Origin of the sequence: Streptomyces longhuiensis (assembly GCF_020616555.1) — a bacterium.
GTDB classification, from domain to species: Bacteria; Actinomycetota; Actinomycetes; order Streptomycetales; family Streptomycetaceae; genus Streptomyces; species Streptomyces longhuiensis.
The window spans coordinates 4,356,808-4,383,301 of record NZ_CP085173.1 but is presented as its reverse complement, the minus strand read 5'-3'; the positions used below and the strand labels follow the sequence as shown (position 1 = coordinate 4,383,301).

23 protein-coding genes are annotated in these 26,494 nt (G+C 71.6%); 15 read left to right on the top strand and 8 right to left on the bottom strand.

Features of this window, described 5'->3' with window-relative positions:
* Window positions 1-39: 39 nt before the first annotated feature.
* Entirely contained in the window at window positions 40-1,197 is a 1,158-nt protein-coding gene (locus LGI35_RS20275) for a serine hydrolase domain-containing protein (RefSeq protein ID WP_227295219.1), read from the top strand.
* A gap of 40 nt (window positions 1,198-1,237) precedes the next feature.
* Window positions 1,238-2,011 (top strand): SDR family NAD(P)-dependent oxidoreductase, encoded by a 774-nt coding sequence (locus tag LGI35_RS20270; RefSeq protein ID WP_227295218.1) that lies wholly within the window; start codon window positions 1,238-1,240, stop codon window positions 2,009-2,011.
* 9 nt (window positions 2,012-2,020) lie between these two features.
* On the opposite strand, the gene LGI35_RS20265 is transcribed toward LGI35_RS20270, so the two are convergent.
* From LGI35_RS20265 to LGI35_RS20245, 5 genes are all read right to left on the bottom strand, one after another.
* Window positions 2,021-2,875 (bottom strand): DMT family transporter, encoded by an 855-nt coding sequence (locus LGI35_RS20265; RefSeq protein WP_227295217.1) that lies wholly within the window; start codon window positions 2,873-2,875, stop codon window positions 2,021-2,023.
* A complete protein-coding gene (locus LGI35_RS20260) occupies window positions 2,872-3,396 on the bottom strand; it encodes a YbaK/EbsC family protein (protein ID WP_227295216.1) in 525 nt (174 codons plus the stop codon). The genes LGI35_RS20265 and LGI35_RS20260 overlap by 4 nt, the downstream gene beginning before the upstream one ends.
* 55 nt (window positions 3,397-3,451) lie before the next feature.
* On the bottom strand, window positions 3,452-5,116 hold the full coding sequence (locus LGI35_RS20255; RefSeq protein WP_227295215.1) for a penicillin-binding transpeptidase domain-containing protein: 1,665 nt from the start codon (window positions 5,114-5,116) through the stop codon (window positions 3,452-3,454).
* Between the two features lie 91 nt (window positions 5,117-5,207).
* Window positions 5,208-6,845: a penicillin-binding transpeptidase domain-containing protein gene (locus LGI35_RS20250; RefSeq protein ID WP_227295214.1), complete on the bottom strand. Its 1,638-nt coding sequence runs from the start codon at window positions 6,843-6,845 to the stop codon at window positions 5,208-5,210.
* Window positions 6,846-6,995: 150 nt separating this feature from the next.
* Window positions 6,996-8,759 (bottom strand): dolichyl-phosphate-mannose--protein mannosyltransferase, encoded by a 1,764-nt coding sequence (locus tag LGI35_RS20245; protein ID WP_227295213.1) that lies wholly within the window; start codon window positions 8,757-8,759, stop codon window positions 6,996-6,998.
* Between the two features lie 110 nt (window positions 8,760-8,869).
* Here LGI35_RS20245 and rsmI point away from each other — a divergent pair, with 110 nt between their 5' ends.
* The 7 genes from rsmI to LGI35_RS20210 all read left to right on the top strand — a co-directional run bounded on the left by rsmI (window position 8,870) and on the right by LGI35_RS20210 (window position 15,009).
* Entirely contained in the window at window positions 8,870-9,766 is an 897-nt protein-coding gene (gene rsmI / locus LGI35_RS20240) for a 16S rRNA (cytidine(1402)-2'-O)-methyltransferase (RefSeq protein WP_227295212.1), read from the top strand.
* Between the two features lie 194 nt (window positions 9,767-9,960).
* Window positions 9,961-10,401, top strand: a complete 441-nt coding sequence (locus tag LGI35_RS20235; RefSeq protein ID WP_227295211.1) for a hypothetical protein — start codon at window positions 9,961-9,963, stop codon at window positions 10,399-10,401.
* A gap of 74 nt (window positions 10,402-10,475) precedes the next feature.
* The gene (locus LGI35_RS20230; RefSeq protein ID WP_227295210.1) at window positions 10,476-11,357 is read left to right on the top strand and encodes a TatD family hydrolase; all 882 of its coding nucleotides are present in this window, start codon (window positions 10,476-10,478) and stop codon (window positions 11,355-11,357) included.
* A gap of 135 nt (window positions 11,358-11,492) precedes the next feature.
* Window positions 11,493-12,842, top strand: a complete 1,350-nt coding sequence (locus LGI35_RS20225) for a resuscitation-promoting factor (protein ID WP_227295209.1) — start codon at window positions 11,493-11,495, stop codon at window positions 12,840-12,842.
* A 65-nt stretch (window positions 12,843-12,907) separates the two neighbouring features.
* Window positions 12,908-13,771: a 16S rRNA (adenine(1518)-N(6)/adenine(1519)-N(6))-dimethyltransferase RsmA gene (gene rsmA, locus LGI35_RS20220; protein WP_227295208.1), complete on the top strand. Its 864-nt coding sequence runs from the start codon at window positions 12,908-12,910 to the stop codon at window positions 13,769-13,771.
* Entirely contained in the window at window positions 13,768-14,667 is a 900-nt protein-coding gene (locus LGI35_RS20215) for a 4-(cytidine 5'-diphospho)-2-C-methyl-D-erythritol kinase (protein WP_227295207.1), read from the top strand. The genes rsmA and LGI35_RS20215 overlap by 4 nt, the downstream gene beginning before the upstream one ends.
* Before the next feature lie 78 nt (window positions 14,668-14,745).
* The gene (locus tag LGI35_RS20210) at window positions 14,746-15,009 is read left to right on the top strand and encodes a hypothetical protein (protein WP_227295206.1); all 264 of its coding nucleotides are present in this window, start codon (window positions 14,746-14,748) and stop codon (window positions 15,007-15,009) included.
* On the opposite strand, the gene LGI35_RS20205 is transcribed toward LGI35_RS20210, so the two are convergent.
* On the bottom strand, window positions 14,945-15,379 hold the full coding sequence (locus LGI35_RS20205; RefSeq protein WP_227295205.1) for a hypothetical protein: 435 nt from the start codon (window positions 15,377-15,379) through the stop codon (window positions 14,945-14,947). The genes LGI35_RS20210 and LGI35_RS20205 overlap by 65 nt on opposite strands.
* Window positions 15,380-15,501: 122 nt before the next feature.
* Between LGI35_RS20205 and LGI35_RS20200 the strand changes: the two genes are divergently transcribed.
* The 4 genes from LGI35_RS20200 (at window position 15,502) to LGI35_RS20185 (ending at window position 22,256) form a co-directional block, all read left to right on the top strand.
* The gene (locus tag LGI35_RS20200; protein WP_227295204.1) at window positions 15,502-17,322 is read left to right on the top strand and encodes an ABC-F family ATP-binding cassette domain-containing protein; all 1,821 of its coding nucleotides are present in this window, start codon (window positions 15,502-15,504) and stop codon (window positions 17,320-17,322) included.
* Window positions 17,323-17,502: 180 nt separating this feature from the next.
* A complete protein-coding gene (locus LGI35_RS20195; protein WP_227295203.1) occupies window positions 17,503-19,311 on the top strand; it encodes an outer membrane protein assembly factor BamB family protein in 1,809 nt (602 codons plus the stop codon).
* Between the two features lie 73 nt (window positions 19,312-19,384).
* Complete coding sequence (locus LGI35_RS20190; protein WP_227295202.1) at window positions 19,385-21,271, top strand: outer membrane protein assembly factor BamB family protein; 1,887 nt, start codon at window positions 19,385-19,387, stop codon at window positions 21,269-21,271.
* A gap of 247 nt (window positions 21,272-21,518) precedes the next feature.
* Window positions 21,519-22,256 (top strand): helix-turn-helix transcriptional regulator, encoded by a 738-nt coding sequence (locus LGI35_RS20185; RefSeq protein WP_227295201.1) that lies wholly within the window; start codon window positions 21,519-21,521, stop codon window positions 22,254-22,256.
* A gap of 22 nt (window positions 22,257-22,278) precedes the next feature.
* Here LGI35_RS20185 and LGI35_RS20180 read toward each other — a convergent pair whose 3' ends face one another.
* Complete coding sequence (locus LGI35_RS20180) at window positions 22,279-22,557, bottom strand: hypothetical protein (protein ID WP_227295200.1); 279 nt, start codon at window positions 22,555-22,557, stop codon at window positions 22,279-22,281.
* Between the two features lie 18 nt (window positions 22,558-22,575).
* Window positions 22,576-24,258 (bottom strand): sodium:solute symporter family protein, encoded by a 1,683-nt coding sequence (locus tag LGI35_RS20175; protein WP_227295199.1) that lies wholly within the window; start codon window positions 24,256-24,258, stop codon window positions 22,576-22,578.
* Window positions 24,259-24,469: 211 nt separating this feature from the next.
* On the opposite strand from LGI35_RS20175, the gene galT reads away from it, so the two are divergent.
* Both galT and galE read left to right on the top strand, forming a co-directional pair.
* Window positions 24,470-25,531, top strand: a complete 1,062-nt coding sequence (gene galT / locus LGI35_RS20170; protein ID WP_227295198.1) for a galactose-1-phosphate uridylyltransferase — start codon at window positions 24,470-24,472, stop codon at window positions 25,529-25,531.
* A complete protein-coding gene (gene galE, locus LGI35_RS20165; RefSeq protein WP_227295197.1) occupies window positions 25,528-26,493 on the top strand; it encodes a UDP-glucose 4-epimerase GalE in 966 nt (321 codons plus the stop codon). The genes galT and galE overlap by 4 nt, the downstream gene beginning before the upstream one ends.
* Window position 26,494 lies beyond the last annotated feature (1 nt).

The following is a 26,494-nucleotide window of genomic DNA, read 5'->3' as shown; positions in this document are numbered from 1 at the left end:
CCTCGGCGATCCATGGCTGTTGCACCCGAAGTGAGTGACATGAACGGCACAGTGGCCACCGGATTCGAACCGGTCAGGGAAGCGTTCGCCCGTAACTTCGAGACGCTCGGCGAGCGCGGCGCGGGCGTGGTCGTGCACCGCGGCGGACACAAGGTCGTCGACCTGTGGGCCGGCACCCGCGACGTGAGCGGCGGCGCCCCCTGGGAGCGCGGCACCGCCCAGATCATGCGCTCCGCCACGAAGGGCGTGGCCGCCGCCGCGCTGCTCCTCCTGCACCAGCGAGGAGAGCTCGACCTGGACGCGCCGGTCAGCGCCTACTGGCCCGAGTTCAAGGAGCACGGCAAGGAGCACGTCAGCGTCCGCGACGTCCTCGCGCACCGCGCCGGCGTCCCCGCGCTCGACCACCCGCTGACCGTGGCCGAGGCCGCCGACCCCGACACCGGCGCCGCGGCCGTCGCCGCCCAGGCCCCCGCCTGGGAACCCGGCACCGACCACGGCTACCACGCACAGACCTACAGCTGGCTCACCGGCGAGCTCGTGCGCCGCGTCACCGGCCGCACCGTCGGCGCCTGGATCGCCGAGCACATAGCCGCCCCCGTCGGCGCCGACCTCTGGGTCGGGCTGCCCGACGCCGAGGCGCACCGGGCCGGAATCGTCGGCCCCGTCGAACCGCCGGCCGCGCCCGGCGGCCTGCGCACCCGCCCCAAGAGGAACGTCGCCGACGCGTACACCGACCCCGACTCCCTGACCCGCCGCGCCTTCGGCGCCATCCACCCCGCGCCCGACGAGAACGACCCGGCCTACCGCGCGGCGGAGCTGCCCGCCTCGAACGGCGTCGCCACGGCGGAGGGACTCTCCCGCTTCTACGCGTCCCTGATCGGCGAAGTCGACGGCGGCACCCGCCTGTTCACGCCCGACACCATGGAGGCCGCCCGTACCGAGGCGTCCTCGGGCGCCGACCGGGTCCTCGTCGTCCCGACCCGCTTCGGGCTCGGCTACATGCTCCACGGCGTCGCCTCCCCTCTCCTCGGCCCCGGCTCCTTCGGCCACCCCGGGCGGGGCGGCGCGCTCGGCTTCGCGGACCCCGAGTCCGGGATCGCCTTCGGATACGTCACGAACGGTCAGCAGAAGGGCGTCACCGCCGACCCGCGCGCTCAGGCGCTGGTGCGGGCCGTGCGCTCCTCGCTCGCCGGATAGCCCCCGTGTCGCCCGGGCACGCGCCGGGTAGCGTCGGCGCATGAGGCGCTTCGAGGGGTACGGGGTCATGGTCACCGGCGCGGCGCGCGGCATCGGCGCCGCGACCGCGCGCAGGTTCGCCGCCGAGGGGGCGCAGGTCGCCGTCACCGACGTGGATCCGCAGGAGGCGGAGAAGACGGTCGCCGGAATCCGCGAACAGGGCGGCGCGGCAAGGGCGTTCACCTGCGACGTCGGGACGCGCGAGTCGGTGGAGGCGGCGGTCGCGGGCGCCGTGGAGGGGTTCGGCCGCCTCGACGTGCTCGTCAACAACGCCTACGCGTGCGCCCCGGACGCCGCCCTCTTCGAGGACGAGCCCGACGAGGTGTGGGCCCGCGACCTCGACATCACGCTCACCGGCGCGTACCGCTGCTGCCGCGCCGCGCTGCCGCACCTGGTGGCGTCGGGCCGCGGCGCGATCGTGAGCGTCGGATCCGTCAACGGCCTTCAGGACTACGGCAATCACGCGTACAGCGCCGCGAAGGCGGGACTCGGCTCACTGACCCGCACCCTCGCCGGCCACGCGGGCCCGCGCGGCGTCCGCGTCAACCTCGTCGCTCCGGGCACGGTGCGCACCCCCGCCTGGTCGGGCCGGGGCGCCGCCCTGGACGCCGTCAGCGGCCTCTACCCGCTCGGGCGGGTCGGTGAGCCGGAGGACATCGCGGCGGCCGTGACGTTCCTCGCCTCGCCGGACGCGGCCTGGATCACCGGGGTCACCCTCCCGGTCGACGGCGGTCTGACCTCGACGAACCTGGGATTCCGCGCGCACCTCCAGTAGCGCTCCCGCTCAGCCGGCGGTGTGCAGCATCAGCCCGATCCCCGCCACCATCAGCCCCGCAGCCACCATCCGCGGCGTACCGAACCGTTCCTTGAAGAACACCGTCCCGATCGCCGCGCCCACGATGATCGACGACTCGCGCAGCGCCGAGATCGGGGCGAGGTCCGCCCGGGTCTGCGCCCACAGGACGAGCCCGTACGCGGAGACGGACAGCGCCGCGCCGAGCAGTCCGACCGCCGCGAACGGCCGCAGACGGACGGTCAGTTCGCCGCGCCACATCCAGGCCGCGTACACCGGGACGCCGAGACAGCCGAGCATCATCAGCCACGCGATGTAGCCGAGCGAGTTCCCTGAGGCCCGCACGCCGAGGCCGTCCACCACCGTGTACGCGGCGATGGACACGCCCGTCGCGACGGCCGCTCCCACGGCCGCCCAGTCGGGCCTGCGTCCCGAGCCCCGGATGCCCCACAGGGCGAGCCCGGTCAGGCCCGCGCACGAGACCGCGACGCCCGCCGCCTGCCAGCCGTCCGGGATCTCGCCCGCGAACACCGCCGCGAGCACCGTCACCACGAGCGGCGCCGTGCCGCGCGCGATCGGGTACGCCTGGCCGAAGTCGCCGAGCTTGAACGACCGCATGAGCAGGGCGTAGTAGGCGACGTGGAGGAGCGCGGAGAGGAGCAGGTACGGCCAGGCCGCGGCATGCGGGAACGGCACGAACGGCGCGCACGCGAGCCCGATGAGCGCGCCTCCGCCCGAGATCAGCGTGAAGCCGACCAGCTTGTCCGTGATGTGGTGGGCGATCGCGTTCCAGCTGGCGTGCGTGACGGCGGCGAGGAGCACGGCCGCCGCCACCATGGGGGTCACTGAGCGCTCTCGCGCACGTCCACGAGGGCCGCTCCGGCGTGTGCGATCAGCGACTTGGGGTCCATGGGGAACACGGCGTACGGGGTGCCGGCGGCGGCCCACACGATGTCGTGGTCGAGGAGCGAACGGTCGGCGAGGACCCGCGTCCTGGTGACGTGCCCGAAGGGCGGGATGCCGCCGATCGCGTACCCGGTCGTCGCGCGCACGACGTCCGCCTTGGCGCGGGTGACCTTCTCGGCGCCCAGCTCGCGCCGGACCAGCTCCACGTCCACCCGCGACGCACCGTCCATCAGGACGAGCACCGGAACGCTGTCCGCAGCGAAGATCAGCGACTTGCAGATCTGACTGAGTTCGCAGCCGATCGCGGCCGCCGCCTCCTGCGCGGTCCTGGTCGCCTCCGGGAAGCGGCGGACGAGCGGGAGTACGTCGGCCAGGCCCAGCTCGGTGAGGGCTTCGGCGAAACGGGGGTGCGCGGTGGTGGCGGCGGATGCGGTGGATGCGGCGGATTCCGGGGTGCTCATGGCGGCACCGTAGCGCTCGGTGTACCCGCCACGCGAACAGGTATCGGCCCCGCCGTCAGTCCCCGGCGAGCAGCATCTGCCGCACCACGGGACCCGCCGAGTCACCGCCGTGGCCGCCCTGCTGGACGACCGCCGCCGAGGCCAGGTCGCCGCGCCAGGCCGTGAACCAGCCGTTCGGCTTCTTCTGCCCGTCGACCTCCGCCGAGCCGGTCTTCGCGCCCATGTCGGTGCCGAGCCCCGACATCGGCTCGACCGCCGTACCGGCGACCGCCGTGTAGTGCAGCAGCTCGCGCAGGGCGCTCACGGTCGACGGTGACAGCTTGCGGGAGGCCGTGGCGAGCGTGCGGTGGTCGACATCGGGCGAGACGAGGTAGGGCTGCTTGAACTCGCCGGTCTCGGCGGTGGCGACGACCGAGGCCATGTTGAGCGGGTTCATCCGCACCCCGCCCTGCCCGATCAGCGAGGCCGCCATCTGCGCCTGCGACTGCACCGGGACCGCGCCGTCGAAGCTGGGCACGCCGATCGACCAGTTGTCGCGGCCGAGCCCGAAGACCTCCTGGGCCTGCTTCGTCAGATCGCCGTCGTCCAGCTTCTTGGCCTGGCTGATGAAGGCCGTGTTGCAGGAGCGCGCGAAGCTGGCGCGGAAGGTGCCGTCCTTGATCTCGAACTTGTCGTCGTTCTGGAACTTCCAGCCGCCGTACGTCACGTACTTGGGGCACGGGTGCTTCTTGTCGACGCCCGCGAGGTTCTTCTCCAGGAGCATGGACGACGTCACGATCTTCATCGTGGAGCCGGGCGCGAGAGAGCCCTGGAGGGCCGTGTTGAAGCCTTCGGGGCGGGAGTTGGCGACGGCGAGGATCTCCCCGGTCGACGGCTTGATGGTGACGACCGCGGCCTTCTCCCGCTTGGCGACCTCGCGTTCGGCGGCGGCCTGCGCCGTCGGGCTGATCGTCGTGCGCAGGGTGCCGGGCGTGCCCTTGGAGAGGGCGACGAGCGTCTTGTCGGGCGTGTGCTCGCTCTCCTTGCCGCTGTCCTTGTGGACGACGCGCAGTTCGATGCCCGCCGTGCCGCCGGCCTTCTTGCCGTACTTCTCGCGCAGCCCGTCGATGACGGTGCCGAGCGAGGGGTACTTGGCCGCGGTCAGCTCGTTGCCCGAGCGGTCCGTCGCCTTGATCGGCGGGTCGCCGGCCGCGCCCGTGACGAGCCGGTCGCCGTCCTTGAGGTCCGGGTGCACGACGGACGCCTGCCACCCGACGAGCGGCTTGCCGTCCTTCACCCGCCGCACGACGGTCAGTTCGGAGCCGTAGGCGAACGGCTTCGACTTTCCCCCGTACGAGACCGTCGCCGACACCGCGAACGGCATCTTGGCCCCGGCACGCTTCCCCGGCGTCAGCTTCACCCCGGACAGATGGGCGTCCTTGCGGTACGAGGTGAGGGCGGCCGTCGCCGCGGTGGCGTCGTCCGTGGCGGCCGCCGCCTTCGCGGTGTCGCCCGCGGCCCACGCGGTCAGGAACCGGTCGGCCGCGGTGCGGACCTCGGCGGAGGTGACGGGACCCGTCTTGACCTGGGGCTTGTCGTCGGCGGCGGTCGATGAGTCCGAGTCGCCGCTGAAGAGGGCGTAGGCGCTGACCCCGGCGCCGAGCACCACGACGGCGACCACGCCGCCGATCACGGCCGCGTTCGCCTTCTTGCGCTCGGGTTGCCTGCCTCTGCTGCCCACCGGTCCTCCGTCGTTGCCTGTCTGCCCGGTCCACTGGGTTCCTCGCGGACGGCTCAGACTAAGGCGTCCCCACAACTGCTCCCGACGCGGCTCAGCTACCCGCCCGTAGCACCGCCGCCACGATCGGGCCCGCGGCGTCGCCGCCGTGGCCGCCCTCCTCGGTGACCGCGGCCGCCGCGACGTCCCCGCGGTAGCCGGTGAACCAGCTGTTCGACTTGGTCTGGCCGGTGACCTCCGCCGAGCCGGTCTTGGCGCCGATGTCGGGTCCGAGACCCGCCATGACCTGCGCGCCGGTGCCCACCGTCGCGGTGCGGTACATCATCTGCCGCAGCTGAGCGGCGGTGCTGGGGGCGAGGCCGCGGGCGGTGGCGAGCTGCCGGTCGTCGAGGGAGCGCGGCACGATCACCGGCTGCCGGAAGACGCCCGTCTTCGCCGTCGCCGTGACGGACGCCATGTTCAGCGGGTTCATCTGGATCTGGCCCTGCCCTATGGCGTTGGCCGCGCGGTCGGGGCCGCCGGACGGCGGGATCTTGCCGTCCGCGGAGGCGATGCCGGTCTTCCAGTTGTCCTGACCGAGACCGAAACGGTCCTGCGCCTCGCGGGTCAACGACTCGTCCGTCAGCGGCTTCTCGTCGATGAGCTTCACGAACGCGGTGTTGCAGGACCGGGCGAAGCTGTCCGCGAGGTTGGCGCCCTCGTTGGCCTTCATGCCGGGCAGGTTGTGGAAGGTCTGGCTCTGCCAGGTCGCGGTGTCCGGGCAGGGTGCCGGGCTGTTGACCGAGGCGACACCGTTGTCGATGAGCATCGCCGCGGTGATGACCTTCATTGTGGAGCCGGGGGCCTGCTCGCCCTGGAAGGCGGCGTTGAAGCCGTCCTGGCGGTGGTTGGCGACCGCGAGGACCTGGCCCGTGCTCGGCTGCACGGCCACCACGGACGACTCGTCGAAGCTCTTCACGGCCCGCTCGGCCGCCGCCTGCGCGGTGGCGCTGAGCGTCGTGTGCAGCTCGCCGGCCTTGCCCTTCACCAGCGTGAGCAGCGTCTTGGTGCCGGCGTCCTCGCTCTCGCGCTGGATGTACGTCTCCACGCCCGCGCGGCCGCCGGCCGTGTCGCCGTACTTCTCCCGCAGCTGGTCCAGGATCGGCCCGAGCGAGGGGTACTTCTCCTTCGTCAGGACGTTGCCCGAGCGGTCCACGGCCTCGATGGGCGGCGTCGATGCCTCGCCCGTGACGAGGGTGTCGCCCCTGCGCATGTCCGGATGCACGACGGCCGCCTGCCAGTCGACCAGCGCCCGGCCGGTGTTGAGGCCCCGCACGACGGTGAGCGAGGAGTCGTAGGCGAGGGTCTTCCTCTTCCCCTCGTACGACACCGTGGCCTTCACCTTGAACGGCACCTCGGCCCCCGAGGGCGCCCCCGCCGTCAGCGTGGTGTGCGTGATGTGCGCGTCGTCGTGCCAGCCGGTGAGCGCCGAGAGCGCCGACTCCGCGTTGTTCGTGTACGTCGACGCGGAGTCCGGGTCGGACTTCGCCCACGCCGCGAGGAACTTCTGCGAGACGTCCTTGACCTCGTCCGTCGTCGGCGGCCCGGTCCTGCGCGGCGAGGGTGCCCCCGCCGTACTCGATCCGCCCGAACCGGTCACGGCCGTCACCACGTTGTACGCGCCGTACCCCGCGCCCCCGACCATGATGGCGAACACTCCGCCGATCACAGCCGCCTTGGCCCCCTTGCGCATGCTGCGTCCCCTCCCCAGGTTCCGGTGGGAACTTTAGGCGGCGGCCGTGCCCGGTGGGACGAGAGTGCGCAGATGTTGTCCGAACTTGTCTGAACGGAGACCGCTTCCGAGGGGGCGCGACGTCCGCGGCCGGCCCCGAGAGACAGCCGGTCAGACCCAGGTGTCCAGCCACATCCGGGACTGCCAGGAGTCGAACGGGATCGCCTGCCCGGTGTAGATCGGCCAGAAGTAGACGAAATTCCACACGATCAGCAGCACGAGCACGCCCGCGCCCGCCGCCCCGACGATTCTGCGCCGTTCCCCGGACCCCGGTGGCCCGAGGATCGCGCCGACCAGCATCGCGACACCGAGACACAGGAAGGGCACGAAAACGACCGCGTAGAAGAAGAAGATCGTGCGTTCCTGGTAGTTGAACCAGGGCAGGTAGCCCGCGGCGACGGCGCACGCGATGGCGCCCGCCCGCCAGTCGCGGCGGAAGAACCAGCGCCACAGCAGATAGAGCACGGCGAACGCCGCCGCCCACCACAGCAGCGGGGTGCCGAGCGCCAGGACCTCACGGGCGCACTTGTCGCCCGCACCGGCCGGGCAGCCGTCCTTGCCGGGCAGCGGGGACTCGTAGAAGTACGAGACCGGCCTGCCGTCGACGAGCCAGCTCCACGGGTTCGACTGGTAGATGTGCGGGGAGCTGAGCCCCACGTTGAACTTGTAGACCTCGTGCTCGTAGTGCCACAGGCTGCGCATCCAGTCGGGGAACAGCCAGGTCCAGGAGCCGCCCCGCCCGTCGGTCGCCGCCCAGTTGCGGAAGTAGCCGCCGGTCCCGTCGGCAGGAGAAAGGATCCAGCCGAGCCAGGACAGGACGTACGTGGCGACCGCGACCGGCACCGTCGACAGGAACGCCCAGCCGAGGTCCCGCTTGAGCACGGCGACGTAGGGCCGGCCGGCCCCGGCGACGCGGCGCGCGCCGACGTCCCACAGGACCGTGAGCACACCGAACGCGGCCAGGTAGATGAAGCCGTTCCACTTCGTGCCCGCGGCGAGCCCCAGGCACAGACCGGCGAGCAGCCGCCACGGGCGCCAGCCCAGCCGCAGCGTCTCGGCGATGTGCGCGTCGGGGCGCGGCACGCCGTCCTCGCTCCTGGGGAGCGCGGCGGCCAGCTTCCCGCGCGCCTTGTCGCGGTCCACGACCAGACAGCCGAACGCGGCGACGACGAAGAACACGAGGATCGAGTCGAGCAGCGCCGTGCGGCTCATCACGAACGCGAGGCCGTCCACGGCGAGCAGCAGACCGGCCAGACAGCCGAGGAACGTCGAGCGGAACAGCCGCCGCCCGATCCGGCACACAAGCAACACGCACAGCGTGCCGAGCACCGCGGTCATGAACCGCCAGCCGAACGGGGTGAACCCGAACAGCCATTCACCGATCCCGATGACGTACTTGCCGACCGGCGGATGCACGACGTACGCGGCGTCGTGCGGGAGCGGCACATGGCCGCCGGTCTTCAGGATCAGGTCGTTGGCGTTCTTGTCCCAGTTGACCTCGAAGCCGCGGTGGATCAGCGCCCACGCGTCCTTCGCGTAGTACGTCTCGTCGAATATCACGGCCTTCGGGCTGCCGAGATGCCAGAACCGCATCAGGCCCGCGATCAGCGTCACGAACAGCGGACCGAGCCAGCCCGACCAGCGCGTCACGCCCCGCGCGAGGCCGTCGGAGAGACCGAGCGTCGCCCACAGCCGCGACGAAGGCGGCGCGTACGGCGGCACGAGCCGCGTGCCCACGTCGCCTCTGGGCCGCGTCACGTGACCGAACCGCCGCAGCCGGCGCTCCCACGTCGACGGCTGTCGCGCCTCGCCGGGGTTCCGGCCCGGCGGGGCGCTGGTCGAGGGCGAGTGCGGCGAGGACGCAGTACTGGTCACCGCGCCATCGTAGGGAACGTCACTGTGCGAGTCCCGTGTGCGGCCCCGCCGAGTCGGCCGGCCCCGGGGCGGGACGTGTCGGCCCGCCCCGCCCCTGCGAGGATGGATCCGTGACATCAAGCCCAGATTCCCCCGGAACGCTCGTGCTCGCGGGCACGCCCATCGGAGACGTGTCGGACGCGCCGCCCCGGCTCAGCAAGGAGCTGGCCGACGCCGACGTCATCGCCGCCGAGGACACCCGCAGGCTGCGGCGCCTGACGCAGGCGCTCGGGGTGACCCCGGGCGGGCGCGTCGTGTCGTACTTCGAGGGGAACGAGTCCGCCCGCACGCCCGAGCTGGTCGAGGCGCTCGCGGGCGGGGCCCGGGTGCTGCTCGTGACCGACGCGGGGATGCCGTCCGTGTCCGACCCCGGGTACCGGCTCGTCGCGGCCGCCGTCGAGCGGGACATCAAGGTCACCGCCGTGCCGGGGCCGTCCGCCGTGCTGACCGCGCTCGCGCTGTCCGGGCTGCCCGTCGACCGGTTCTGCTTCGAGGGCTTCCTGCCCCGCAAGGCGGGCGAGCGCATGGGCCGGCTGCGGGAAGTGGCGGAGGAACGCCGCACCCTCGTCTATTTCGAGGCCCCGCACCGCCTCGACGACACCCTCGCCGCGATGGCGGAGGCATTCGGCGCCGATCGCAGGGCGGCCGTGTGCCGCGAGCTCACCAAGACGTACGAGGAAGTGAAGCGGGGCCCGCTCGGGGAACTCGCGAAATGGGCCGCGGAAGGCGTGCGCGGCGAAATCACCGTCGTCGTGGAGGGCGCCCCGGAAAAGGGCGCGGAGTCACTCGACGCCTCCGAGCTGGTACGCAGGGTGCAGGTGCGTGAGGAGGCGGGTGAGCGGCGCAAGGAAGCAATCGCCGCCGTGGCCGCCGAGGCCGGGCTACCCAAGCGTGAGGTCTTCGATGCCGTGGTCGCGGCAAAGAATGCCGCTCGGGGCGCCCCATCGGAGGGCAAAGGACTATCGTGAAAGGCAAAGCGCAGGCCGCGCATCGGGCCCTTTCCGATAAGGAAAGGCCAAATCGGATCCAATAGTCGACAGGCCTGATGCGATCGCGCCGGGAGAAGCGTCCACTGGTTGAAGGGACGTACCCGTCCCACGCTTCAGGGCGGATGTAATGCCCCGCCCCGAAGTGCCTTGTCCAGAGGGCAAGAGGAGCAGGCATGAGTGAGATCGCAGGCGCCGTACCGACCCCGGCCGGTGCTGCCGCACCCCAGATACCGAACCGGAGCGCGGCCACAGCCATCGCCCACGAGTCGTACGCCTTCGCCTGCATGCGGTGCGGTCACGGCTGGGAGCAGAGTTACGAGATCGAGCACCACATCGGCGGCGACGGCGCGGAATTCGTGATGTACGTGGTGGGCGGCGCGCGGGTCCCGTCGCCGCTGACCCGGCCCACGTGCCTGAACTGCGGCGGCCATGTCGTACGGATCATGAGGGCGGGGAGGGTCTCGTCGATCCGCGGTGTGATGGAACGCGAGGGGATCATGCCGGCGGAGCGGCCGGAGGGCGAGGAGCACCCCGCGAAGGACCACCCCGCGAAGGACCACCACTGGCACCTCTCCGACCTGCTGCATCCCTTCCAGAACCGCAAGACGCACTGATCACCGACCGGCCACCGCCGGACCGCGACCGGACCCCGACGACCCCACCGACCCCGGCTTCGTAGGATCGGGGCATGAGTTCTGACCGTTCGAAGGACGTCACCCCGCCGCCGCTGCCCGCGCCCCTCGCGGTGCCGGTCGCCGACTCGCACACCCACCTCGACATGCAGTCGGGCACGGTGGAGGAGGGCCTCGCCAAGGCCGCGTCGGTGGGTGTGACGACCGTCGTCCAGGTCGGCTGCGACGTGAACGGTTCCCGCTGGGCCGCCGACACCGCGGCCGCGCATCCGAGCGTGCACGCCACCGTCGCCCTGCACCCGAACGAAGCGCCCCGTATCGTCCTCGGCGACCCCGACGGCTGGTCGCGCCAGGGCGAGCGCACGGCCGGCGGTGACGCCGCCCTCGACGAGGCGCTCGCGGAGATCGACCGGCTCGCGGCCCTCCCACACGTCAAGGGCGTCGGCGAGACCGGACTCGACCACTTCCGTACGGGACCTGAAGGCATCGCCGCGCAGGAGCGCTCCTTCCGTGCCCACATCGAGATCGCCAAGCGGCACGGCAAGGCGCTCGTGATTCACGACCGCGACGCCCATGACGACGTGCTGCGCATCCTCAAGGAGGAGGGCGCCCCCGAGCGCACCGTCTTCCACTGCTACTCCGGAGATGCCGAAATGGCCCGGATCTGCGCCGAGAACGGCTACTTCATGTCGTTCGCCGGGAACGTCACCTTCAAGAACGCGCAGCCCCTGCGCGACGCGCTCGTGGCCGCCCCGCGCGAGCTCGTCCTGGTCGAGACCGACGCGCCCTTCCTGACCCCCGCGCCCTACCGCGGACGGCCTAACGCCCCTTATCTCATTCCGGTCACACTGCGCGCGATGGCCGCGGTGAAGGGTCTCGACGAGGACACCCTCGCGGCGGCCGTCTCGGCCAACACGGCCCGCGCTTTCGGCTACTGACCGGCTGCGCCGACGGGGCTGCGCCGGGAGAGAAGGTCCGGGAACGCGCCGCGACACAGCGTAGTCGCGCTGCTTTGGAGAGTGACGATCGCTCCGCTAGGTTCTCCTCGCCGATCCGGACCCAGGAGCGTCGTCGTGAGCAATTCGCCGTACGGGACGTATGAGCAGCAGGAAACGCTCGTCGCGCTCGAGACATACGAACCACCGCCCGGCCCCCACCCGCACGCGGACACCTACGTCCCCGGCTACGAGTCGATGGAGACCCAGCCCGCCTGGCCCGTGCCCGAAGCGCTGCTGCCGCGCCCGTCGGCCCCGGCCGCGGACCCCGCCCCGCAGCCCGCGGGGCGCGCCGAGGCCCGCAGGGCGGCCCGGCGCAGGAAACGGCCCGAGCGGCCCGAGACTCTCAGACGCCTGCTGCCGCAGGCCCTCGTCGTCGCCTTCCTGGCCGGCGGCACCACCGCCTTCGTCGCCGCCGACAAGGCCGTCCAGCTCAGCGTCGACGGCAGGCCGCGCACCCTGCACACCTTCGCGGACGACGTCGGCGAGCTGCTCGCCGACGAGGGGGTCGACGTCGGCCCGCACGACGTCGTCGCCCCCGCCCCCGGGACCGCGCTGTCCAGCGGCGACGAGGTCGCCGTGCGCTACGGCAGGCCCGTGCACCTCACCATCGACGGGGAACGCCGCAAGGTGTGGACCACCGAGGGCACCGTCGACGGAGCCCTGCACCAGCTCGGCGTCCGCGCCGAGGGCGCCTACGTCTCCACGTCCCGCTCGCGCCGCATCGCCCGCGACGGCCTCGCGTTCGACGTCCGCACCGAACGCAGCGTCACGGTCATGGCCGACGGCCGCGAGCGCACCATCCGCACCAACGCCGCCACCGTCCGGGACGTCGTCGACGAGGCGGGCGTCTCGCTGCACGGCCAGGACACCACGTCCGTGCCGCAGGACAGCTTCCCGCGCGACGGGCAGACGATCACCGTCATGCGCATCAAGGGCAGCAGGGAGGTGCGCGAGGAACCCATCGCGTACGAGGTGGTGCGCACCGAGGACCCGACCCTGTTCCGCGGCACCGAGGTCGTCGAACGGGCGGGCCGCGAGGGCGCCCGGCGCGTCACCTACGCCCTGCGCACCGTCAACGGCGTCAGGCAGAAGCCGCGCCGCATGAGCGCCGAGGTCGTGCGCGAGCCCCGCAGCCGGCTCGTGAAGGTCGGCATCAAGCCCCCGCCGTCCTCCGTCGCCGGCGCCGACGGCCTGCACTGGAGCGCGCTCGCCCGGTGCGAGTCCGGCGGGCGCCCCGGCGCGACCGACGCCACCGGCACCTACGGCGGCCTCTACCAGTTCGACGTACAGACCTGGCGCAGCCTGGGCGGCGGCGGCCGGCCCCAGGACGCGTCCGCCTCCGAGCAGACGTACCGGGCGAAGAAGCTGTACGTGCAGCGCGGCACGAGCCCGTGGCCGCACTGCGGTGGCCGGCTGCACGGGTAGCCGGGGCGGTGCGGGGGTCCGCGGTCCGGTCGGGACCCGGCCGCGGCGCCCCGTACCCTGAGACCGTGAGCACCACTGACCCCCAGGGCCCCCTGCTTGGCCCCGCCGACATCCGCGAACTGGCGGCAGCCCTGGGCGTGCGGCCCACGAAACAGCGCGGCCAGAACTTCGTCATCGACGCCAACACGGTCCGCCGTATCGTCCGCACCGCGCAGGTCACCCCCGAGGACAACGTCGTCGAGGTCGGCCCCGGCCTCGGCTCGCTGACCCTGGCGCTCCTGGAGGCGGCGGCCCATGTCACCGCCGTCGAGATCGACGACGTGCTCGCCGCCGCGCTGCCCGCGACGATCGAGGCCCGCCTCCCGCAGAAGAAGGACGCCTTCGCGCTCGTCCACTCCGACGCGATGCAGGTACGCGAACTGCCGGGCCCCGCGCCCACGGCGCTCGTCGCGAACCTGCCCTACAACGTCGCCGTGCCGGTCCTGCTCCACATGCTCGACACGTTCCCCACCATCGAGCGCACGCTCGTCATGGTGCAGGCCGAGGTCGCCGACCGCCTCGCGGCCGCCCCCGGCTCGAAGGTCTACGGCGTCCCGTCGGTCAAGGCCAACTGGTACGCGGACGTGAAGCGCGCCGGCTCCATCGGCCGGAACGTCTTCTGGCCCGCGCCGAACGTCGACAGCGGTCTCGTGGCCCTGGTCCGGCGCACCGAGCCGGTGGCGACGACCGCCTCCAAGCGCGAGGTCTTCGCCGTGGTCGACGCGGCCTTCGCCCAGCGCCGCAAGACCCTGCGCGCCGCCCTGTCCGGCTGGGCCGGATCGGCCGCCGCCGCCGAGGCGGCCCTGGTCGCGGCCGGAGTCTCCCCGCAGGCGCGCGGCGAAGCCATCACGGTCGAGGAGTTCGCACGGATCGCGGAGAACAAGCAGTGAGCGTGACGGTACGGGTCCCCGCGAAGGTCAACGTCCAGCTCGCGGTGGGCGCCGCCCGCCCCGACGGCTTCCACGACCTCGCCAACGTCTTCCTGGCCGTCGGCCTGCACGACGACGTCACGGCGACCGCCGCCGACGAGCTGACCCTCACCTGCGAGGGCCCCGGCGCGGACCAGGTCCCGCTGGACCGCACCAACCTCGCGGCCCGCGCCGCGATCGCGCTGGGCGAGCGGTACGGGATCGAGCCCCGCGTCCACCTCCACATCGACAAGGACATCCCCGTCGCCGGCGGCATGGCGGGCGGCTCCGCGGACGCCGCCGGCGCCCTCGTGGCCTGCGACGCGCTGTGGGGCACCGGCGCCACCCGGGACGAACTCCTGGACATCTGCGCCGAGTTGGGCAGCGATGTGCCGTTCAGCCTGGTCGGCGGGGCGGCGCTCGGCACCGGACGCGGCGAGAAGCTGCAACTCCTGGACGTGGGCGGCGAGTTCCGGTGGGTGTTCGCGGCCGCCGACGGAGGGCTCTCGACGCCCGCCGTGTACGGCGAGTTCGACCGCCTGGCGCAGGGGCGTGCGATCCCCGAGCCGGAGGCCTCGCCCGCCCTGCTCGACGCGCTGCGCTCCGGCGACGCGAACGCGCTGGCCGCGACGCTCACGAACGACCTCCAGCCCGCCGCGCTCTCCCTGTTCCCCGCGCTGAAGGACACCCTCGACGCGGGCACGGCGGCGGGCGCCCTCGCGGGCCTGGTCTCCGGCTCGGGCCCGACCACGGCGTTCCTGTGCGCGGACGAGGAGTCGGCGCAGGCGGTCGCCGGCGCCCTCACGGCGTCCGGCACCTGCCGCTCCGTACGGGTCACGACGTCTCCGGCGCCGGGCGCGACGGTCGTCCGGCGCTGACGCGGCCGGACATACTCACGGGTGGCTGAGTACGTCCGCCCTGTCGGCCACCACGGGCGACGCGGCACCGTGGTCCCCATGACCACCGACACCACGAGCGCCCGGCCCCGGCGCCGCAGACGCCGTATCGGCCGCGGGCAGGTCCTCGTACCGCTCGGCGCGATCGCCCTCGTCGGGCTGCACTCCGCGCTCGCCACCCGCGGCCACCTCCTGCCCCCGCCCGCCGGTGGCGGCTGGCAGGGCAGGGTGGCGCGGCCGCGCGAGGTCGCCGCGGTGCTCAGGCGGGCAGGCGCAGGTCCCCGCAGCCGTGCCGCTCGACGGCGCTCCGCACGAAGGCCTTGAACGCGGCCGTCGCGGACTTCTTGTCGTGGGAGGACGCGAAGCCGTACGGCGCCACCGAGAACCGGGCGCGCTCGGTGTCCCCGGGGCACTTGGCGCCGGCCCTGCAAGGGCTCTTCCTGTGCCGGGGTTCGTGGTCGAAGCGGTGCTGCGAGCGCAGGCGGGCATCGAGCGTGCTCGGGCCGTAGCGCGCGGAGAAGCTGTACAGCTCGCCGTCCTGATTGCCCTGGCAGGCGGTCTGCCGGGTGCCGAGGACACCGTGCTCCTCCAGCGGGTTCCGGTCGGTCTTCGCCTGCCAGGCCCGGTCGACGCGCTCGTCGGGGCCCGTGTCGATCCCTGCGCGGGTGCCGCCGCGCACAAGCCGTCGCGGCACCCGCACCCCCGTACCCCCGTGCCTCCCGCCCGTGTCCGGGCTGTCACAACGAAGGCGCAGGCTGTCCAATCCCTCGTGGCGACTACGCTGGAAGACTGATCCATCCCCTTGTCAGGAGCGAAATGGCAGTCAACCTGGTCAATGTCGAGGCAGTCAGCAAGGTGTACGGCACCCGTGCCCTGCTCGACGGCGTATCGCTCGGCGTGTCCGAGGGGGACAGGATCGGTGTCGTCGGGCGTAACGGCGACGGCAAGACCACCCTCATCCGGATGCTCGCCAAGCTGGAGGACGCCGACACCGGCCGCGTCACCCACAGCGGCGGCCTGCGCCTCGGCGTCCTCACGCAGCACGACTCCCTCGACCCCGAGGCGACCGTCCGGCACGAGGTCATCGGCGACCTCGCCGACCACGAGTGGGCGGGCAACGCCAAGATCCGCGACGTGCTCACCGGGCTGTTCGGCGGACTCGACCTGCCCGGCTTCCCGCAGGGCCTCGACACGGTCATCGCGCCGCTGTCCGGCGGCGAGCGCCGCCGCATCGCCCTCGCGAAGCTCCTCATCGGCGAGCCCGACCTGATCGTCCTCGACGAGCCCACCAACCACCTCGACGTGGAGGGCATCTCCTGGCTGGCGAGCCACCTCCAGGCACGCCGCTCCGCCCTCGTCTGCGTGACCCACGACCGCTGGTTCCTCGACCAGGTCTGCACCCGCATGTGGGACGTGCAGAAGGGGGACGTCTTCGAGTACGAGGGCGGCTACAGCGACTACGTCTTCGCGCGCGCCGAGCGCGAGCGCATCGCGGCGACCGAGGAGACCAAGCGGCAGAACCTGATGCGCAAGGAGCTGGCCTGGCTGCGCCGCGGCGCCCCGGCCCGCACCTCCAAGCCCCGCTACCGCATCGAGGCCGCCAACGAGCTCATCGCCGACGTGCCGGAGCCGCGCGACAAGAGCGAGCTGATGAAGTTCGCCAGCTCCCGGCTCGGCAAGACGGTCTTCGACCTCGAGGACGTCACCGTGCAGGCCGGGCCCAAGGTGCTCCTCAAGCACCTGACCTGGCAGCTCGGCCCCGGCGACCGCATCGGCCTCGTCGGTGTGAACGGCGCGGGCAAGACCTCCCTGCTGCGCGCCATGGCGCAGGCCGCCCGCACCGACGGCGAGGAGCAGCCCGCGGCGGGCCGCGTCGCCGTCGGCAAGACCGTGAAGCTCGCCTACCTCTCCCAGGAGGTCGCCGAGCTCAACCCCGAACTGCGCGTCCTCCAGGCCGTGCAGCAGGTCCGCGACCGCGTCGACCTCGGCAAGGGCCGCGAGATGACCGCGGGCCAGCTCTGCGAGACGTTCGGCTTCAACAAGGAGAAGCAGTGGACGCCCGTCGGCGACCTGTCCGGCGGTGAGCGCCGCCGCCTCCAGCTCCTGCGCCTCCTCATGGACGAGCCGAACGTCCTCTTCCTCGACGAGCCGACGAACGACCTCGACATCGAGACGCTCACGCAGCTGGAGGACCTCCTCGACGGCTGGCCCGGCTCCATGGTCGTGATCTCCCACGACCGGTTCTTCATCGAGCGCACCACGGACCGGGTGTTCGCGCTGCTCGGCGACGCCACGCTGCGGATGCTGCCGCGCGGCATCGACGAGTACCTGGAGCGGCGCAAGCGGATGGAGGAGGCCGTCGCCGCCTCGATGACGGCCGCCGCCCCGGCCCCCGCCGCGGGCACGCCGGAGAAGACGGTGTCCGCCGCGGACGCCCGCGCCGCGAAGAAGGAACTCCAGAAGATCGAGCGGCAGATGGACAAGATCTCCGAGAAGGAGACCAAGCTGCACGCGCAGATCGCCGATAACGCAACGGACTTCGCGAAGGTGGCCAAGCTGGACGGCGAGCTGCGCGAACTGATCGGAGAGCGCGAGGAGTTGGAGATGCGCTGGCTCGAGCTCGCGGAGGACGCGTGAAGCTCCAGTAACAGACCCATCACGGGCCGGTGCTCCCTTGGGAACAGGGGAGCGACCGGCCCGATGTGGTACTGCACAGGGTGATAGAAAGGGCGCTCTGGGTTTGCCTGAGAACGACCAGAGAACGTCCTGAAATCGACCCAGGCGAGCAGACACATCAGTGAAGAGGGGGGAGCGCTGATGACTCAGCCGCCCAACCAGCCGCCGCAAGGCGGCTTCGGAGCACCACAGGACCCGCAGCAGCCTCCGGGGCAGCCGCCGCAGCCTCCGGCCCAGCCGCCGCAGACGCCGCCGGCCCCGCAGCCCGGATACGGCTACCCGCAGCAGCCGGGCCCGTACGGACAGCCCCCGCAGGGCGGCCCTTACGGTCAGCCCCAGCAGCCGGGTCCCTACGGCCAGCCGCAGCAGCAGCCCGGACCCTACGGCCAGCCTCCGCAGCAGCCCGGACCGTACGGCGCGCAGCAGCCCGGTCCCTACGGGCAGCAGCCCCAGTACGGCTACCCGCAGCAGCAGCCCCCGTTCCCCGGTGGCCCCGCGGCCCCGGGCGGCGGCGGCAAGAACCCCTTCAAGGGCCGGACCGGGATCATCGTGGCCGCCGCGGTGGCCGTCGTCGTGATCGCCGGCGGTGTGGTGTGGGCGGTCGTGGGCGGCGGTGACGACAAGAAGAAGGACCCCGTCGCCGACAAGAGCCAGGACCCCAAGCCCACCGGCTCCGCGCCGGTCGACCCGGGTGACGGCTCCGGTGACGGACGCGAAGGCAAGGAGGACCTCAACGCGGGCCGCCAGGCCGGTGAGTCGAAGGTCCTCTGGTACAAGACGGCTCCCAAGGCCCCCGGTGACGGCGCGGACGCGCCCGGCATGTGGGTCACCGACACGCTCGCCGCGAAGGCGGTCTACAACGAGCTCGTCGCGTACAACATCTCGGACGGCAAGCCGAGTTGGCCGACGATCAAGCTGCCGCAGAAGATCTGCGGCGCCAGCGTGCAGAAGTCGGACGACGACAAGGTCGCCGTCGCGTACATGAGCGGTGTCACCGACCGGGCCAAGTGCAACCAGGTCCAGCAGATCGACCTGAAGACCGGCAAGAAGGACTGGGAGAAGAAGATCCCCGAGGGGGACCTCTTCGACGGCACCGGTACCGGCGTCGAACTCACCTACGCGGGCAGCACGTTGATGGTCGGCCGCCAGATGTCCGGCCTCGGCCTGAGCGTCAGCGACGGCAAGCAGCTCTTCGAGAAGAAGAAGTACGGCGCGGCCTGCTTCCCCGGCGCGTTCGCCGGCGGCGAGCGCCTCCTCGCCGTCTCCTCCTGCGGTGCCTCCACGGACAAGGAGCACGACGAGATCCAGGAGCTGGACCCGGCGACGGGCAAGGCGAAGTGGACCAAGCCGTTCCCCAAGGGCTGGAAGGTCGCCCGCGCCTACTCCGTCTCGCCGGTCGTCCTCTACCTCACCAACGAGGACAAGAAGCAGTGGAACATCACCACGCTGAAGAACGGCAGCAGCGCGGTGCGTTCCGAGGTCTCGGTCGACGAGGACTTCGCCCCCGAGTGCGGCTGGGCCATCCTCGACCGTGACCTCCAGGGCTGCACGGGCGTCGCGGCGGACACCAACACCCTGTACCTGCCGACCAAGGCCACCAGCGGCACCGCCAACGAGGTCGTCGCGATCAGCCTGGAGACCGGCAAGGAGCGCTGGCGCGTGAAGTCGCCGGTGGCGCAGAACATCCTGCCGCTGAAGACCTCGGGCGGCGCGGTGATCGCCTACGTCAACGCCTCGTACGACGCCGGAGGCCGGGTCGTGTCGATCGCGACGGCGGGCTCGCACACGCCGAAGACCCTGCTGCAGAACCCGGCGGGAACCGCGCAGATCGAGAACGGCTTCTACTCCAAGGCGGTCGACTACGTCGACGGGCGCTTCTACATCTCCACGACGCGCCTGTCCGGCACCGCCAAGGGCGAGGAGAAACTGATGCTGGCGTACGGCAAGTGACCGCCGCAGCCCCAGTGACCGCCCACCGCACCGCCGCCCGCTCCTTCCCCCCGTCACCCGAGGTACAGACGTCATGACGCAGCCGCCCCAGCCGCCCAACGAGCCGCCGCAGGGCCCGCCCCAGGGTCCGCCGCCGGTGGGCTTCGGCAAGCCGCAGGACCCCCCGCCCGGAGGCTTCGGCGCCCCGCAGGACCCGCCGCCGGGAGGGTTCGGCGCGCCCACGCCGCCGCCCCCGCCCGCGCAGCAGCCCGGCTACGGCTACCCGCAGGCGCCCCAGACGCCGCCCCCGGCGCAGCCGCCCGCCCAGCCGCCGACGCCTCCGCAGGGCCGGCCCGGGGGCTACGGCCACCCGCAGCCGCCGGCCCCCAACTACGGCTACCCGCAGGCCCCCCAGGGCCAGCCGCCGACGCCCCCGCAGGGCTACGGCTACCCGGGCCAGCAGCCGCCGCAGTACGGCGCGTACCCGCCGCCGGTCACCACGCCCCTGCAGGCGGCGGGCGGCGGCGCGGGCAAGAAGATCAGCTCCCAGATGATGATCATCATCGGCGCTGTCGTCGCGGTCGCCCTGATCATCGGCGGCGGCGTCTGGTACTCGGCCTCGTCCGGTGGCGACAAGACCGACGCCAGCACCGCGGGCCCGACCGGTGGCACCGGCGGCAAGGGCGACGGCGGGGACAAGGGCGGCTCCGGCGGCACCACCACCGGCGGCGCGAGCAAGGAGAAGGTCCCGGGGAACACCGGCTCCCAGGTCCTCTTCCAGCTGCCCCAGCACGAGGTGCCCAAGGACGAGGTGTTCAGCACCAAGGGCTCCTGGCTCACGGACACGACGTACGCCAAGGCGGGTCTGGGCGAGATCAACGGCTACGCCGCGGACACCGGCAAGAAGTCCTGGACGCTCCCGCTGCCCGGTCAGACGTGCGGCGGCGCCCCCGAGGTCACCCAGGACGGCCTGAGCGCGGTCGTCAGCGAGGCGGCCCCGCGCAAGCCCAAGGAGTACGACTACCAGCCGTGCACCAAGATCACGGTCTTCAACGTCGACACGGGCAAGAAGCTGTGGACGAAGAGCGTCGGCAGCGGCGGGCGTGACATCCCGTTCAAGGAACTGTCGATCACCGGCTCCACGCTGGCGGCCGGCGGCGGCTACGACGGCGGCGCGGCCTTCGACATCAAGTCGGGCAAGATCCTGTGGCAGCCGCAGACCGGCTCCTGCGAGGACGTCGGCTACCGCGGCGGCGAGCAGCTGGTCGCCGTGCGCAAGTGCGGGGACTACGGCGACGAGAAGCACCAGGTGCAGCTCCTCGACCCGGCGACGGGCAAGCCGAGGTGGACCTACAAGATCCCGGCCGACGTGAACGTCATCTCCGTCGTCTCCACCAAGCCGGTCACCTTCGTGATCGCCACCGGCGAGGAGGTCCAGATGTCGGACCTGTTCTCCCTCGACGACACCGGCAAGCTGCGCGCCAAGGTCTCGCTGGAGAAGGACCGGTACGACTTCGACTGCGACGTCAGCGAGATTCACGGCTGCCGTGGCATCACGGTCGGCAACGACCGCGTCTACATGCCGACCCGCGAGCACGACGGCGGCGGCGCGTCCGGCCAGACCAACGAGATCGTGTCGTTCTCCCTGGCGAACGGCCGGCTCACCGGTGACCGCGTCGACGGCGGCGAGTACACGCTCTTCCCGGTCCGCATGGACGGCGGGAACGTCCTGGCGTACAAGGACGGCCCCTACGACAAGGGTGCCGAGATCGTCACGATCGACCCGAAGACGCTGAAGCAGAAGACGCTCCTGGTCACTCCGGCGACGGAGACCGTGACCAGCGTCATCAGCAGCATGACCCCCACCCAGTCCGAACTGCTCTACACCAACGGCAGGCTGGCCATGGGCAAGGAACTGATCTCCAAGCCGTACTCGGCGGACGAGAAGGAGTACGAGGCCGTGGTCTTCGCGGCGAAGTAACTCCTGGGCCGCTCACCGCGGCCGGGCGACGGCCCCGCACCCGGACAGGGTGCGGGGCCGTCGGCATATGCGCCGCCCGCCGAGAGATTCCGGCATTCCGGGTCACTTCTCACCAGTAGGGGAAGCGCAACGCCGAACGAGCGTGTAGCTTCCGGGAGATGGAGGAGGTCGGGGAGTCGGGGGGCTTTCCGCACCAAGGGGGTTCTGGGGGTCCTGCGGGATCCCGGGGGATGTGGGGGGTGGCTCTATGGGTGTGCGGCTCATGGTGGTCGACGACCATCGACTGCTCGCCGAGGCGCTCGCCTCGGCTCTCAAGCTGCGCGGGCACCGGGTGCTCGCGGCGGCCGCGCCCGCCGCGGGAGCGGCCGAACTGGTGATCTCGAGGGCGCCCGAGGTCTGTCTCATCGGTACGGCGACGCCCGCGGAGCCGGGCATCTTCGACCCGATCGTGCGCATCAAGCGGGAGCGCCCGCAGGTGGCGGTGGTCGTCCTCGGGCCCGTGCCGTCACCGCGCGGGATCGCGGCGGCGTTCGCGGCCGGCGCCTCCGGCTACGTACGGCACGACGAGCGGATCGAGGGGGTCGAGCGCGCCCTGATGAAGGCGCGGGCGGGAGAGGCGGCCGTGGCGCCGCAGCTGCTGCAAGGGGCCTTCAGCGAACTGCTCAATCCGGCCGCGCAGCCCGACGACGAGGGGCAGCGGCTCCTGCAGATGCTGACGCCGCGCGAGGTCGAGGTCCTGGTGCGGGTCGCGGACGGCGAGGACACCCGGCTGATCGCGGCCGGGATGGGCATCGCCCCGAGCACGGCCCGTACGCATGTGCAGCGCGTCCTGATGAAGCTGGGGGTCGGTTCGCGGCTGGAGGCGGCGGCGCTGGCCGCGCGCACGGGACTCCTCGACCGGGCGGGGCCGGTGCAGGTGACGGGCCACGCCGACGATGCCGAGCACCCGGACATGCCGCAGGGGCCGGAGCCACCCGTGCGGTGAACTCCGGCCCCTGTCGCGCTGGTTACTCGGCGGCGTCGGGCGTCGGCGGGGCCGTCGGCCGCAGCTTCAGCCACACCAGGAAGAACAGCCCGAGGGCGAGCATGCCGAGGCCCGTCCACAGGTTGATGTTGATGTTCTCGGCCTTCTTCAGGTCCGCGTCGGACGCCGTGATGCCGGCGATCGTGACGATGACCCCGTAGACCGCGAACAGTCCGCCGATGATGCGCCGGATGTCGAAGAGCCGCGCCGCGGTCGCGGACTTGCGCTCCAACTCGGTGACTTCGTTGTGGAGTTCAGACATGGTTGATCGCGCCTCCGATCAGAGGGAGAAGGGGACGTAGCACAGCGCGGCGAGGACGATCGCGCCCCAGCCGAGCAGTGCCGGCTTGCGGTACCAGGCGTCGTCGCCCTCGGCGGGCGGCTCCTCCAGGCCGGGTGCCGTCGTCCCGTACACGAGGCCCGCGAGCTCGGCCTCGGGCTTGGGCGCGGTGAACAGGGTGACGACGACCATGACGACCGCGCCGGCGACGAAGCCGACGATCGCGGACACGAAGTTGGCGCCCTGGTCGGTCGGGATGTCGATGACGCCCTGCTTGTAGATCCAGAAGTAGTTGACCATCGCGGCGGTGGTGCCCGCGAGCAGGCCCCACACGCCGGACTTCACCGAGGCGCGCTTCCAGAACATGCCGATGATGAAGACGACGAACATCGGGACGTTGAAGAACGAGAACAGCGTCTGGAGGTAGCCCATGATGTTCGAGAACGACGAGGCGATGAACGCCGTGCCGATCGACGCGAGGACACCGACGGCCGTGATGAGGCGGCCGAACTTCAGGTAGTACGCGTCGGGCTTGCCGGTCTTCACGTACTTGGCCCAGATGTCGTACGTGAACACGGTGTTGAAGGACGACACGTTCGCCGCCATGCCCGCCATGAACGCGGCGAGCAGACCGGTCACCGCGATGCCGAGCACGCCGTTGGGCAGCAGCTCCTGCATCAGGTAGGGGATCGCGTCGTTGTACGTCAGGTCCGAGCCGGCCATGCCGATCTTCGGGACGAGGACGGCGGCGACCATGCCCGGGATCATCACCAGGAAGACGATGAAGATCTTCGGGAACGCGGCGATGAGCGGGGTGCGCTGGGCCGCGGAGAGGTTCTTCGCGGACAGGGCGCGCTGCACCTCGGCGAAGTTCGTCGTCCAGTAGCCGAAGGAGAGCACGAAGCCCAGGCCGAGGATGATCGTCAGCCAGTTCGCGCCGAGCGGGTTGGCCTCACCGATGCCCGTACCGCCCCAGGCGGAGAGGAAGTTGTCGCCGTGCGCGCTCTTCAGGGAGTCGGTCATGCCGCCCCAGCCGCCGACCCGCTTGAGGCCGATGATGCAGATGGGGATGAGCGCGGCGAGGATCACGAAGAACTGGAGGACCTCGTTGTAGATCGCCGAGGAGAGTCCGCCGATGGTGATGTACGCGAGCACGAACAGACCGGCGACGACGATCGCCAGCCACTGCGGCCAGCCGAGCAGCGCCTCCACGACGATCGACAGGGCGTACAGGTTCACGCCCGCGATCAGGATCGCCGCGAAGGCGAAGAGTATGGAGCTCAGCAGGTGCGCGCTCTTGTCGAACCGCTGGAGCAGGTACTCGGGGACCGAGCGCACCTTGGAGCGGTAGTAGAAGGGCATCATCACGAGGCCCAGGAAGACCATCGCGGGGATGGCGCCGATCCAGTACCAGTGGACGACCGAGACGCCGTACTGCGCGCCGGTCGCCGCCATGCCGAGGATCTCGGTGGCGCCCAGGTTGGCCGCGACGAACGCCAGACCGGTCACCCAGGCGGGCAGGGACCGGCCCGAGAGGAAGAAGTCGAGGCTGGTCTTCACGGAGCGCCGGGCGGCGAATCCGATGCCGAGGACGACGGCGAAGTAGATCGCCAGGATCGCGTAGTCGAGGCCGTTGGTGGGCAGCCGGAGCCCCGCGGCCAGGGTTTGTGTGGGGGACAGCATGGAGAACTCGCTTCGTTGCGCGAACTGATCAGACCGGAACCTACGCTTCTATGTTCAATAAATGAACACTTCTGCTGAGGTTCTTTGTTTGATTGTGATGCGAGTGACACGCCACGCACCGAAGGATGCGTCAGCGGCCTTGACCATCCCGTTGAAGCGTGCTTTGTTATGTTTGATTATGTTGAGTTGATGCGAATGAGGAGCATCGGACGTGAAGAAGACGTCGACCCGGCTCGCCGACGGTCGCGAGCTCATCTACTACGACTCGCGTGACGACGTCGTGCGGGACGCGGTGGACCGGCGTCCGCTGGATCCCGTCGCCTCCTCCTCGCAGATCCGCCGCGACCCCCTCCTCGGGGACAGCGTCGCCATCGCCTCGCACCGTCAGGGCCGCACCTACCACCCGCCGGCCGACGAGTGCCCCCTGTGCCCGTCCGAGGGCGACCGGCTCAGCGAGATCCCCGACTCCTCGTACGACGTGGCGGTCTTCGAGAACCGCTTCCCCTCGCTCGCCGGGGACGCCGGCCGCTGCGAGGTGGTCTGCTTCACCTCCGACCACACGTCGTCCTTCGCCGACCTCACCGAGGAACAGGCCGGGCTCGTCCTGGACGCCTGGACCGACCGCACCGCCGAGCTGTCCCATCTGGACTCCGTGGAGCAGGTGTTCTGCTTCGAGAACCGCGGCGCCGAGATCGGCGTCACCCTCGGCCACCCGCACGGCCAGATCTACGGCTACCCGTTCACCACCCCGCGCACCGCCCTCATGCTGCGCTCGCTCGCCGAGCACAAGGAGCAGACCGGCGGTCGCAACCTCTTCGACGACGTACTCGCCGAGGAGCGCGCCGGTGAGCGGGTCGTCCTCGAGGGCGACCACTGGGTGGCCTTCGTCCCGTACGCGGCCCACTGGCCCTACGAGGTGCACCTCTACCCCAAGCGCCGCGTGCCCGACCTGCTCGCCCTCGACGACGGCGCGCGCACAGAGTTCCCCCAGGTTTATCTGGAACTCTTGAGGCGCTTCGACCGGCTCTTCGGAACGGAGGAGTCCCCGACGCCGTACATCGCCGCCTGGCACCAGGCGCCCTTCGGCACCCTGGACGACTTCTCCGGCGTCCAGCGGGACGACTTCGCGCTCCACCTCGAGCTTTTCACTATCCGCCGCACTTCCGGCAAGCTGAAGTTTCTCGCGGGTTCCGAATCCGGCATGAGCGTGTTCATCAACGACGTGCCGCCGGAGACCGCGGCCGAGAGACTGCGAGAGGTAGCGAGTACATGAGCGGGAAGTACCTGGTCACCGGTGGTGCGGGATATGTGGGCAGCGTGGTCGCGCAGCACCTGGTCGAGGCGGGGCACGACGTCACCGTCCTCGACAACCTCTCGACCGGCTTCCGCGAGGGCGTGCCCGCCGGGGTGACGTTCGTCGAGGGCGACATCCGCGACGCCGCCAAGTGGCTCGACCCGTCCTTCGACGCCGTCCTGCACTTCGCCGCGTTCTCCCAGGTCGGCGAGTCCGTCGTGAAGCCCGAGAAGTACTGGGACAACAACGTCGGCGGCACCATGGCGCTGCTCGCCGCGATGCGCTCGGCGGACGTCCGCAAGCTCGTCTTCTCCTCCACCGCGGCGACGTACGGGGAGCCCGTCGGCACCCCCATCACCGAGTCCGACCCCACCTCCCCCACCTCCCCGTACGGCGCCTCCAAGCTCGCCGTCGACCACATGATCACCGGGGAGGCGGCCGCGCACGGACTGGCCGCCGTGTCGCTGCGCTACTTCAACGTGGCGGGCGCCTACGGCAGCTGCGGCGAGCGCCACGACCCCGAGTCGCACCTCATCCCGCTCGTCCTCCAGGTCGCCCAGGGCCGGCGCGACGCGATCTCCGTCTACGGCGACGACTACCCGACGCCCGACGGCACGTGCGTGCGCGACTACATCCACGTCGCCGACCTCGCCGAGGCCCACCTGCTCGCCCTGGACGCCGCCCGCCCCGCCGAGCACCTGATCTGCAACCTCGGCAACGGCAACGGCTTCTCCGTGCGCGAGGTCATCGAGACCGTCCGCCAGGTGACCGGCCACCCGATCCCCGAGGTCACCGCCCCGCGCCGCGGCGGCGACCCGGCCGTCCTCGTCGCCTCGGCCGCCACCGCGCGCGAGCGCCTCGGCTGGAACCCGTCCCGCGCGGACCTCGCGGGAATCGTCGCCGACGCCTGGGCCTTCGCCCAGGCACGCCAGGAGGGGTAAG